The organism is Limosilactobacillus antri DSM 16041 (assembly GCF_000160835.1).
Taxonomy (GTDB): domain Bacteria; phylum Bacillota; class Bacilli; order Lactobacillales; family Lactobacillaceae; genus Limosilactobacillus; species Limosilactobacillus antri.
In genome coordinates, this window is record NZ_GG700733.1 from 540,844 (window position 1) to 552,389 (window position 11,546).

At 47.5% G+C, this 11,546-nt stretch carries 12 protein-coding genes and 1 riboswitch; of the genes, 9 read left to right on the plus strand and 3 right to left on the minus strand.

Annotated elements, in window-relative coordinates; genetic code table 11:
* Nucleotides 1–184 precede the first annotated feature (184 nt).
* On the plus strand, nt 185–1,375 hold the full coding sequence (locus HMPREF0494_RS06065) for a CPBP family intramembrane glutamic endopeptidase (RefSeq protein WP_007124079.1): 1,191 nt from the start codon (nt 185–187) through the stop codon (nt 1,373–1,375).
* Between the two features lie 38 nt (nt 1,376–1,413).
* On the opposite strand, the gene HMPREF0494_RS06070 is transcribed toward HMPREF0494_RS06065, so the two are convergent.
* A complete protein-coding gene (locus tag HMPREF0494_RS06070; RefSeq protein ID WP_007124080.1) occupies nt 1,414–1,875 on the minus strand; it encodes a YeeE/YedE thiosulfate transporter family protein in 462 nt (153 codons plus the stop codon).
* A 348-nt stretch (nt 1,876–2,223) separates the two neighbouring features.
* Nucleotides 2,224–3,675 (minus strand): C69 family dipeptidase, encoded by a 1,452-nt coding sequence (locus tag HMPREF0494_RS06075; RefSeq protein WP_007124081.1) that lies wholly within the window; start codon nt 3,673–3,675, stop codon nt 2,224–2,226.
* A 267-nt stretch (nt 3,676–3,942) separates the two neighbouring features.
* Between HMPREF0494_RS06075 and HMPREF0494_RS06080 the strand changes: the two genes are divergently transcribed.
* From HMPREF0494_RS06080 to HMPREF0494_RS06090, 3 genes are all read left to right on the plus strand, one after another.
* Entirely contained in the window at nt 3,943–4,419 is a 477-nt protein-coding gene (locus tag HMPREF0494_RS06080; protein ID WP_007124082.1) for a universal stress protein, read from the plus strand.
* Between the two features lie 179 nt (nt 4,420–4,598).
* Nucleotides 4,599–5,282, plus strand: coding sequence for a VIT1/CCC1 transporter family protein (locus HMPREF0494_RS06085; RefSeq protein ID WP_040458858.1), 684 nt, complete (start codon nt 4,599–4,601; stop codon nt 5,280–5,282).
* Nucleotides 5,283–5,325: 43 nt separating this feature from the next.
* Nucleotides 5,326–5,982 (plus strand): VIT1/CCC1 transporter family protein, encoded by a 657-nt coding sequence (locus tag HMPREF0494_RS06090; RefSeq protein ID WP_187368713.1) that lies wholly within the window; start codon nt 5,326–5,328, stop codon nt 5,980–5,982.
* Nucleotides 5,983–6,140: 158 nt separating this feature from the next.
* Here HMPREF0494_RS06090 and HMPREF0494_RS06095 read toward each other — a convergent pair whose 3' ends face one another.
* Nucleotides 6,141–7,061, minus strand: coding sequence for a cation diffusion facilitator family transporter (locus tag HMPREF0494_RS06095; protein ID WP_007124085.1), 921 nt, complete (start codon nt 7,059–7,061; stop codon nt 6,141–6,143).
* 186 nt (nt 7,062–7,247) lie between these two features.
* Between HMPREF0494_RS06095 and HMPREF0494_RS06100 the strand changes: the two genes are divergently transcribed.
* From HMPREF0494_RS06100 to HMPREF0494_RS06120, 5 genes are all read left to right on the plus strand, one after another.
* On the plus strand, nt 7,248–7,895 hold the full coding sequence (locus HMPREF0494_RS06100) for a metal-dependent transcriptional regulator (RefSeq protein ID WP_040458859.1): 648 nt from the start codon (nt 7,248–7,250) through the stop codon (nt 7,893–7,895).
* A 144-nt stretch (nt 7,896–8,039) separates the two neighbouring features.
* Nucleotides 8,040–8,240: a cold-shock protein gene (locus HMPREF0494_RS06105; protein ID WP_007124087.1), complete on the plus strand. Its 201-nt coding sequence runs from the start codon at nt 8,040–8,042 to the stop codon at nt 8,238–8,240.
* A gap of 131 nt (nt 8,241–8,371) precedes the next feature.
* Nucleotides 8,372–9,046 (plus strand): phosphatase PAP2 family protein, encoded by a 675-nt coding sequence (locus HMPREF0494_RS06110; RefSeq protein WP_007124088.1) that lies wholly within the window; start codon nt 8,372–8,374, stop codon nt 9,044–9,046.
* A 58-nt stretch (nt 9,047–9,104) separates the two neighbouring features.
* Complete coding sequence (locus HMPREF0494_RS06115) at nt 9,105–9,575, plus strand: GNAT family N-acetyltransferase (protein ID WP_007124089.1); 471 nt, start codon at nt 9,105–9,107, stop codon at nt 9,573–9,575.
* A gap of 16 nt (nt 9,576–9,591) precedes the next feature.
* Nucleotides 9,592–9,764: riboswitch (Lysine riboswitch) on the plus strand.
* 101 nt (nt 9,765–9,865) lie between these two features.
* A complete protein-coding gene (locus tag HMPREF0494_RS06120) occupies nt 9,866–11,338 on the plus strand; it encodes an amino acid permease (RefSeq protein WP_007124090.1) in 1,473 nt (490 codons plus the stop codon).
* Nucleotides 11,339–11,546: the final 208 nt, after the last annotated feature.

An 11,546-nucleotide genomic window follows, 5' to 3' on the forward strand; every position in this document is an offset into this window, starting at 1 on the left:
TTTGAACACTGCGCTGTTGCATTACTAGCTTAAAATAGCAAAGAGAGGCTGAGTTAATTCCCAGCCTCTTTTTTATGGTTAGGGAATTGCTTTTCTGGATTTCTGCTTAAAACCGGTTAAAAACTCTGTTATCATCAATACTAGCAATTATTTTCGAGATTTAAGCTGAAAGGAAGAAACCTATATGACCGGAAGAGATTATTTACGGATCTGGTATCGGGTTCAAATTGGGACAACCCTATTAGTGTTGGCAATGATGATGGTACGTAATTTTGAATTGGGCCGGCAGCGGGTTGCCAGCGGGCTGCTCTTGCTAGTCATTATCCTGCTGATTGGTTTGGCAGTAGAATTGATTCCGCGGTTGCCAGTCGTGGTCCAGCGGGGCAATGCCTGGTTGCAGGGAATCCTGCAGCCGTTTATTCTAGTGATTGCCTGGGATGTTATTACCCGGGAAATAATTACCCTGCTACGGCTGCCATCCCGGGGCGTCGTATCACTGATGATTATCTATTACTTGCTAATGTTTGCCCCCTTTGCCAGTGTAATTGGTGGTCAATTGAAACTGAGCCTGGAGCGGTTTGTTTTTGCACTTTTGACCTTTCAAGTTGTCTTAATTCCGCTGATTGCGTTGCCAACCGACCTGATTAATAATCAGTTTTTACTGCAGACATTATCGACCGGTGCGGTGGGCGCGGGGGCCTACTTTATTTTAATTATGACGGCGATGCGGGCTTGGCACCTATCCTGGCCAGGCTTGAAGCCTCATTGGAGCGGAGACTTTAACTGGTGGATTTTCCTCGGCTTGGTAGTGATTGACTTAATGATGACGCTAGTAAACGCCGGGGGACTCCCGACGCTGGGCCGTCTTAGTTGGGCCGCACTGCTAATGGCATTTCGGGCGGCGGTTGCTGAGGAAACCCTTTTCCGCTTTGCGATTCTCGGCATTTTGTTTTACGCTTGGCGTAGTTACCAGTGCCGGCTTCCCTTGGCGTTGGCAACTAGTAGCATACTGTTCGGCTTAGCGCACTTGATGAACATTGCTGAACAGAGTTGGATTGTGACGGTTTACCAAGCGCTTGCCGCGGGGGGCCTAGGACTGTTTTTCGCGGTTGTCTATGTTTATACGGGACAGTTGTGGCTAACGATGGTAATGCACGGCTTGTTTGACCTGCTGAGTTTCATGGCAACAGGCGCGACGACCATGAAGGGGAACCAAGTTAGCCCAGCCGATTGGACGGTTATTGCCGGTGAACTCGTAGTTTTTATTCTCTTGACTGTCTGGATGATGTTTGGCCAGCGCCGTCGCGTCATGGAGCGCCATGTTGCCCGGCTGACCGGGGATAAGCAACGGTTTGGTTTTCAGATTCGGTATTAGAGAAGCTTTTTGACGATAAGAGTTACAAGGGAAACTGACTAACAGCCAAGTATGATGAATAGTAGTGCTAGCCACCCTTGTATAGGCAACATTGCGGTATAGACTAATCCGTTGGATGTAAAGGTGCCCTTAGAAAGTCCGGCGCTCAATCCCATCAGTATTCCTCCTAAGATAGCGCCAATAAGTTCTGAAAATTTTAACTTGGCATCAAAGCTTTTACGTGTAAGTGCACAAGTGAATGAACCGATAATAATGCCTAAAACAAAATACTTTCCCCAGCTAGGCTGAATTCCTGCACCGCTACCTTTTAGAAATTCATACCAGGACAGTAAGGGACTGATAATAGAAAAGCTGCCAAATGAATGATTAACAGAGTTAACCTCAAATACAAGACCAGCAAGTATGCCAATCAGTATTGCAGTGATAAAAATGTTAGCAATATTCCTGGAAGAATCGTTTCCTTGACCATTATGTAAGAATTGGAAGGAAAAGGAAATCACGCCAGATCAGGAGGTTGTCTTCTATTTGTGGTACTGGATGGCGTGCTTGTGTTCCATTCTTCATTGCATAAGAGGAGGGCTTCAAGAACGTAAAAGTCTATGATGGGCTGGTACGATTAGAATATGAGTCGTAAGAAAGGCCCTAGTAAGTATCAAGTACAAAAAGGTGCACCTGGATCAAAAAAATTAAGATTAAAAAACTGTGTCAGCAGATAGATAGGAACAAAAAAGAGACATCCAAATTTTCTTCATGGATGTCTCTTTTATATTAATCGAAAGTAGAAGTGGATTTAATAAAATAAAGGCCCAAAGTAGGCCTTTATTGATTATTCTTAGTATGAAACCTAATTATAAATTATCTCCTCGTTCAAACTGGAATTTGGAATTAAGCAATGTTTGATGAACAAGACTATTGATTAATTTTTGTGCCGCTTCACTGACGTGTTGAGCAGTAATATTATTTTCAGCGGTTAGATAGTCTGTTAATTCTTTTCCTTCTTTTCCTTTTGCGTTTTCTAGAACATTATCAACTCTACCAATTCCATAGCTTTGTGCATTATCGCGGAAGGCATTTACCTCGTTGATAAATTCGTGATAACGTGGTTCAACAATAACTTGTAAGAGCTTGTACATCCAGTAAGCACTCTTTTCAGGGTGGAAAGTCTCCGAAGCAGTAGCGTAGTTAGCCGGAGTGTCATTAATGTTTGTAAAGAATGGAACGTAAGGACTGTAGCAGTAAAAGCCAAAGTTAATCCATTGAATTGCAGCGTATTCTGCAGGAACATCATTACGGATTTGGAGGATACATGAGCTTTGGTTCCGATCAAGGGCAATTGAACGGAACCGTTTCATTTCATCTGAATTACCAGAGGAATAGGTTCCCATTGGGTCGTAAGGGGTTTGGTTATAGTGCGAGGATAGGAAAAATTCCACATCTTCGACCGCAATCTTCTTTTCTGGTTGACGAATGAATGGCATATCCTGACTGGTTGGTTCTTGCTCAATGGATGGGTTAAAGAGCTTTTGACCATACCAAGTCCGCGGCGTGTTGTAGTAAGCGTCGGCTTCATCTTCAGTAGCAAAAATCTTCCGGAAGTTGAATTTATCTGGATATGGGTTGAGGTGGTATTTTTCGACAAAATCACGAATCCCCGCAGCGTACATGAAATTATCTGGATCGTCGAAATCAATTTCCTGAATGCACATATTGTTAGGAGCAATGGCATATGCATCATCTGGGATCCGTTGTGCTACCCATTGGTGTCCACCAGCGGTTTCCAGGTACCAAACTTCATCCTTGTCACTGAAGGCAATCCCATTAGTTTCACCAGTTCCATATTTTTCAATTAGACTGCCAAGGCGTTGTACCCCTTCACGGGCGGACTTGATAAATGGAAGAACGAGGTAAACCATTGAGTCCTCATCTACACCATTTTCAACTAGTGGATCATGCCCTAAAACCCGAGGATTGGTTGACTCAGTTTCCGTTGCACTCATAGCAACATTGTATTCGTTGATCCCCTGTTCGTCCCAACGACCAACACCGTGACCGTCATTGAGTTGATGTGCTCCATTTGGAGTAGCGGTATAACGGCATCCTTTGCCATCCATATCTACCTCTAAACCATTATAATCTGAAACATAGTGTTCGCCTGTGTAATCCTTAGCAGGGAAGACTTTAAATGTCTTAGGATTGATTCCGTTATACCCATCTTCGTCACGGGCGATCATTGTCGAACCATCGATAGAGGCATTTTTACCAACGAGCATAGCAGTACAACTAGTGACCTTTTTATCCATAATTATACACTCCTCTCAAAACACACAACTATTACCATTTCTAACTATAACACTTATGTAAACGCTTTAATAGACAAATAATTAATTTATTATATTAGTATTTTAAAATGGAGGATTAGCTTTTTCAAAATAATATATCTGAGCTCTTATAATTTTCTTTTAGGACCCCCAAAAATTTTATTTACAAATTACAGATTAGTAGTAACATAGTTAGTGGAACGTTAACGGTAATATTGCCGTTAGTCTAACCTAGAGAGGGGAATACTAATGTTTGAAATTAAGCCAAAGAAGTTCAAAAAGATCCTCGTTGGTGTTGATGATGCACCGGACGCCCGGGCGGCTTTTTCCTATGCTGTGGATAAGGCAAAGCGTGACGGCTCCGAGTTAGGGATTGTTTCGATCTTGGAAACTGGTAATATTAATGTTTACCAAATTCTTGATAAGGATTACGTTCACAGTACTGAGGACGAATTGAGGAAACGGGTTAACGAATACGTTCAAGCTGCTATTGACTACGGCGTGGACCCGAAGAAGATTACCGGGATTGTTGACCGTGGTGAACGTCCAGCTGAGCGAATCTGCAACCACGTAATCCCAGCTTTCCAGCCTGACCTGCTGATTATCGGTTCCATTGGCAAATGGGGCAATCGGAAGGCCGTTGGGTCCCAGGCTTCCTACATGACCCGGCATGCGGGGACGTCTGTTTTTGTGATTCGGACAACCGCGGTTCAGACATACGAATAGGATTAATAATAGCGTTTTATAGCCATTAAAAAGCGATAGCCGAGTAACGGTTATCGCTTTTTAACTGCTAACATTATTTTTAATCATTCTAAGTAAATACAACGTTAGCAGATAATTACTTGAATGTATTTACTGCCAATGTTAAAATGATTCTAAATAAAACGAAGGGAGGAACCATCATGGCGAAAAAGAAGATGTCACTGGCACAAAAGGTCAATGTACTTCGTGCCAGTGTCATGGGCGCAAATGATGGGATAATTTCGGTTGCCGGAATCGTCATTGGGGTTGCCGCGGCGACCAGCAATGCGTACTCAATTTTAATTTCCGGGCTTTCCGGTAGCTTAGCGGGGATGATTTCAATGTGTATGGGGGAATATGTTTCGGTGTCCACCCAAAAAGATTCCCAGAAAATGGCCATTATTAATGAGAAACAACGGTTAAGCGAGCAGTATCAGCACGAATTTAACTATGTTCAGCGGAAATACGAGGAACAAGACATTGACCCTCAACTAGCACACCAGGCGACGGCTGAATTGATGAAAAAGGATCCACTGGGAGCGGTCGTCCAAGAACGGTACGGTTTCAACCCTCAGGACTTTACCAGCCCCTATGCCGCGGCGATCGTGTCATTTATCTCTTTTCCTACCGGTTCAATTCTCCCGATGGTAGCGGTGACGATGGCGCCAGCGGCCGATCGAATCTGGGCGACGATGGTGGCGGTCCTGATTGCTCTCCTGATTACCGGTTACCTAGCGGCAGTTCTTGGCAAGTCAAACCGGGTCAAATCGATGCTGCGAAACGCGGCAGCTGGTTTACTGACGATGGGAGTTACTTTCCTGATTGGTCAGCTATTTGCACGGTAAGGGGTGACAATTAGTGGTAAAGATTAAACAGCAAAAGAAGACAATGGAAGAAAAACTAAACACGCTGCGGGCAGGAGTGCTTGGTTCCAATGACGGTATCTTAACTGTTGTCGGGGTCTTGGTATCCGTGGCGGCAGCGACTACCGACCGGTTTACAATTTTTATTGCCGGTCTGTCGGACTTATTAGCCTGTGCCTTTTCCATGGCATCCGGGGAATACGCCTCGGTCTCGACCCAAAAGGATACCGAAAAGTCAGCGGTAGCCCAGGAGGAGAGACTGCTCAAGACTGATTTTGCGGGTGAACTGCAGGCAGTTACTGACTACTACGTCAACAAGGGTGTTTCCAGGGAAACCTCCGCTGCGATTGCGGCCGACTTGCTGAAAAAGAAACCCTTGGCAACGGTGGTCCGGGTCAAGTACGACATTGAACTTGGCCACTACCTTAACCCGTGGGATGCGGCCTTCTCCTCCCTCTTTTCTGCGGCTGCCGGGGGCCTCTTCCCGTTAATGGCAATGACATTGGCGCCAGAAGCCTATAAATGGTACGCGGTGATCCTCGCCGTGGCCTTTACTTCCGCCTTAACCGGGTACATTAGTTCTAAGCTGGGGAACGGCCTCGTTAAAGTTGCCGTTATCCGCAACATTATTATCGGACTGATTACCATCACGATTCACTACGGTGTCGGGAAACTCTTTTAAGATTAAGTAATGATGCACAAAAGCGGGCCTGTGACAAAACTATGTTTTGCCGCAGGCTTTCGCTTTAGTTCCGAATACTTTAAAGATATCACGTGACCCCAGATAGGCTAGCCTTACAGTCCCTAACCGTGGGTTGGGTCACAGCTCCGTTTCTTCTATTATTTATCGTTATCCTTGTCGTTAATCATGTGCTGTTTGTCAACCGGGGTGTTGAAGAGGTTTTCGTCCCGTCCCCGGCCATATTCGGCTTGGATGGTAATATGACAAATATGGTACTTCTCCCGGAGGATTTGCTCAACCTGTGAATAAATTCCCTCCACTTCGCTCAGCCGTAAGTCGTCGCAATTGAGGTGCGCGGAAAAGATAATATGATTTTCATCGATCATCCAGGCGTGAACGTGGTGGACATCGTTGACTCCGGCGACGCCTTTGAGATCAGCGGTGATGTTATCATAATCCAAATCGGGCGAAGACTGCATCAGGATCTTAATCGTTTGGCTGATAATTGGCAGGGCCTCAAGGCCAATGTAGATGGCGACCCCAATTGTTAGGAGCGGGTCCAGCCAGGGAATATTAACGAAGCTGAGGATAATCCCCCCGATAATCACCGCAACCGACGACAACGCGTCGCTTAACACGTGCAGGTAGGTGGCCTTGACGTTTAGACTGTCGTGACTGCCGGAGTGCAGGAGGGCGGCCGAAGCGAAGTTGGCCAGCAGCCCCACGACGGCGACAACTAGCATCAGGCGGCCGTTAATGTGTTCGGGATGGCCGAGCCGCTGGATGGCCTCGCCAATTAGGAAGATGGCGATCACCAGGAGCAGGAGACTGTTGGTTAGGGCCGATAAGATTTCTGCCCGCCGGTAGCCATAGGTCTGCTTTCGATTTTCCGACTTGCCGCCGAGCTGCTGCGCGACGTAGCCAAGGATGATGGAAAAGGAATCGCCCATGTTGTGGAAGGCATCGGAGAGCAGGGCCAGACTACCGGAGAGCAGGCCCCCGATGATTTCAACGACGGTAATCAAAACGTTTAGCAGGGTGACGGCGAGGAACCGTTGCCCAGTAATTTTACTTTTCATTGCAGTTTACTCCTCAAAATAAAATTGCTCGTTGCTAGTATATTAAAATTAGTACTTAGAACTAACGAAAAAGTTAGGCACTCCGAACTAGACAGTTTAATATTATGCTATAATCGTAATATATTCAATACAGAGAATTACATTGATGACCGCACGTAGGCCAAATTTAATACGAGGTGAATTAGATTGACTCCCATGAAAGAAGACTACTTGAAGATTATTTTTGAGCTCGGCGGCAGTCATAAAAAAGTTTCTAATAAGGAGATTTCGCTCGGACTGGGCATCGCGGCCGGTTCGGTGACGGAAATGATTTCCAAACTTGCCGACGAGGGGCTGGTGGTTCACGAACCCTATGCAGGGATTTCACTTACTGCCAAGGGACAACGGTACGCGGCAGAATTGGTTCGTAAACACCGCCTCTGGGAAACTTTCCTGGTGGATAAACTGCATTACAACTTTGCGGATGTCCATTCGGAGGCGGAGGTGTTGGAGCACCAAACTAGTGACCGGCTTGCCGAAGCGCTGGATGACTTTCTCCAGCACCCGGATCACTGCCCCCACGGCGGGGTGATTCCGTCTGCCAACGGTAAGTTTCCGGATGTCAGCCACCGCTTGCTCGCCGAAGCAGCAGATGGGGAAACGGTGGTTTTGGAACGGTTCTTGGATAACCACGAACTGTTAACCTACCTGGAAGAGTTACACCTGCGGCCTCAGGATGAAGTGCGGGTAATTCGCCATGAGCCATTTGAAGGCCCAATTGTAATCACAAAAGACGGGAATGAACACAAAATCAACGTCTCTTATAAGGCTGCTCATAACATCTTTATTAAGTAGTTAGGTTAATGATTGCTTTTGTGGTATACTGACCATTGTAGTTTTTGAAGTGCGGTTGGTTTGTTTCAGTTATGAGAACCGGATCCAATTTTCACTAAATTAATTACAAATTTAGGCGTGTAAGCGCAGAGGAGAGTTCTAATAATGGAACAAGGAACTGTTAAATGGTTTAACAATGATAAGGGCTACGGCTTTATTTCCCGGGAAAGCGGCGATGACGTGTTCGTGCACTTCTCCGCAATTCAAGGGGAAGGGTTCAAGAGCCTGGACGAAGGTCAGAAGGTTACTTTTGACGTTGAAGAAGGCGACCGTGGTTTACAGGCAGTCAACGTTGTAAAAGATTAATAAGTGCTCGGGCCCAGGGAGTTTGCCAATCGCTGCTCTCCGGGCCTTATTCTATCTCAGACCTGCAAACGGGCCAGGCCTTGTGGTATACTCAAACCATTGTCAGATTATTTTGAAATAGGAGTAAGGATATGTTTATTGAACGTGATAGCCATCGGTGGCGGCGCTTCCTGCTTAGCGGTGGCTTCTTCTTGGCATTATTATTGCTGATTAAGTATAATTCATCAGTCGTTACGATGATGGATGCCGTTTTGCAGTCGCTGTTTACCAGCCAGCGCATAGAGGGACTGGGCTGGTTCCACGCCCTGATGACCCTGCTATCATTTTTAGCGAGTCCTAAGCTGGACCTGCTATGGGTACTGATTAGCGCCATCTTTTTGTGGCTGCATCGCTGCCAGATTCCGGCGCTATGGGCAATCGGAACCATTCTCGGCGGTGACGTGCTCGGGACGGTTGTTAAGCACATCGTTAAGCGGGCCCGGCCAGCACAGCACCTGCCGGCAGATGATGGGTACAGTTTTCCGAGTGGCCATACGCTGGGCATCTTCTTAGTAGCAGCAATTATCCTGCTCGTGGTCCTGCCGTTGGTTCAGCGACGCGCGGTACGGACGATTTGCCAAATTCTGATTGTATTTGTTATTTTCTTTGTGGCAATTTCCCGAGTATACCTGTACGCTCACTGGCCGTTCGATACCATCAGTGCGATGCTGTTGGCCTACGCCTGGCTGCAGGTCGCCGAATGGCTATACGTGGCCTGGGCACCGCGGCTGAAACAGGTGCCGTTCCTGTCGAGTTCTAATATCTAGTAATGGAAAAGGTTAGGGAAGCAATCGCCCGGCCTTTTTAATTTCCCGGGAAATAATCATGATTACAACTGACCGCTTAATAATTAAAAAAATTACCCAAGACCGTGACGGGCAGCTGGCTAAATTGCTCGCCGAGCCGACAATCCAACAAGGCGCCCGGCTCACCTTTACGAACTTGCACCCGACCAGTTTTGAAGTTGACTTTCTCTTGCAAACTGGGGATTTTTACGCCATTTATGGGCAAGAGCAACCCCAGCTAATCCTCGGCTTGCTCTTCACCCAACCGGCTGAATTAGCTAAGAAACCAGCAGTTGAGCTCGGCTACCTCCTGGCACCGACCAGTCGGGGCCGGGGAATTATGACGGAAGCCGCTCGCGCCTTCGTTGACTGGTCGGGACAAGCCACACTTGCAATTACCGACCAGGATAACTTGCCATCGCAAGGGGTCCTGCGGCGAGCGGGCTTTCAACTGGTGAAGCAAACGGCTAACCAAATGCTGTGGGAAAAAGTTCCTTGCAGTCACCGGTAAAGAGTGTATAATATTGATGAAATGAAGAGGTTGCACTTTTCATCAGTAGCGGTTGCGAGGCGAATAAGCGCTGGACCAGCCGTGAAAGGGGAAGGTGCCGAAACGGCGGTGGCCTTATTGCTGTCAGCCGTTGGGCTATGACTTAAGAGATCATAGACTGTCGCACAGCTGCGGAGCGCTTCCTAAAGATTGATTCGTTAATTTAAGAAGTTAATGGAGTCTTCTGACGGGGTCACCGTTGGGAGGCTTTTTATTTTCCTCTTCAAAGAAATTATTTGGAGGATTGTTATATGGCAGAAAGTACACAGGGGCACCAGGAGGGGCATATCAAGCGAACCCTTGAAACCCGCCACCTGGCAATGATTGCGCTCGGTGGAACCATCGGAACGGGGCTCTTTATCACGTCAGGGTCCGCAATTTCCACCGCCGGGCCGGGGGGCGCCCTAACCGCCTACGTTATCATGGGAATCATGGTCTTCTTCCTGATGACTAGTCTAGGCGAAATGGCGACCTACATGCCGCTGACCGGTTCGTTTTCGGCTTATTCAACCAAGTTTGTTGACCCGGCCCTCGGCTTTGCGATGGGGTGGAACTACTGGTTTAACTGGGCAATTACGATTCCCGTTGACGTTACCAGTGCCGGAATTGTGATGAACTTCTGGCTGCCCCACGTACCTAGCTGGGTCTTCAGCACGGTGGTCTTGGTCCTGATCTTTTTGATTAACTACCTTTCCGTGCGTTCCTATGGGGAAACCGAGTATTGGCTGGCCCTAGTAAAAGTCGTTACCGTAATCGTCTTCCTGGTGGTCGGGGTGGCAATCATCCTCGGAATCATGGGCGGCAAGCCGGTGGGCTTTAGCAACTTTCACTACAAGCAGGCCCCCTTCGTTGGCGGGGCACCAGCTGTAATCAGCGTCTTCCTGGTGGCTGGTTTCTCCTTCCAAGGGACGGAACTGGTCGGGATTACGGCCGGGGAAGCCGCGACCCCGGAAAAGTCGATTTCAAAGGCAATTCACTCGACTTTCTGGCGGATCTTACTCTTCTATATTTTTGCGATCTTCGTGATTGCCTGCATCTTGCCGTACACCAACAAGAACCTGATGAATGCAGATGTGCAAAACATTACGATGAGTCCCTTCACGATTATCTTCAAGCGGGCCGGCTTGGCGGTTGCTGCTAGCATTATGAATGCCGTAATCCTGACGGCAGTAATTTCGGCCGCCAACTCTGGTCTGTACGCCTCCACCCGGATGTTGTATTCCCAGGCGCGGGAGGGTTACGCTTGGCGCTTCTTGGGCTACGTTAACCGACGGGGGATTCCGATCTACGCGCTGATCTTTACGATGATTGTTTCGACGCTGGCATTTGCCACCCAGTTTGTGGTGCCGCAGGCTTATATGTACCTGACCGACGCTTCTGGACTGTGCGGTTTCATCGCATGGCTGGGAATTGCTATCTCGCACTTCCGCTTCCGCAAGGCGTTCATCGCCCAGGGCCACTCCGTGCATGAGTTGAAGTACCACGCGACCCTGTTCCCGTTTGGCCCGATCTTTGCCTTCATCCTCTGTATCGTGGTTATCTGTGGGCAAAACGTTGAGGCCTTTGCTAAGATGGACTGGTCGAACATCTTAATCACCTACATGAGTGTGCCACTGTTCCTAGTCCTGTTCTTCTACTACAAGATTCGGTACCGGACACACATGATTCCGCTCCGGCAGGTCGACTTGAGCAAGAGCACCAAGGGTGAAAAGTACGAAGGCTAAATAATTTTGATGAGGGGCTGTGACACAATCCCCTTACTTAGATAAAATATGAACGGCGCAGTACGCAAATGGGTTCCAGTGCTCGGCAAAACCGAACTCTGAAACCCTTTTTGCGCTTGCGGGGACTCCGAAGTCGATTCCGACTTCCGCGTTAGAACCATTCAAAAACGAAATCATCCTGATTTCTGTTTCACGGTTTGTCTCGCTC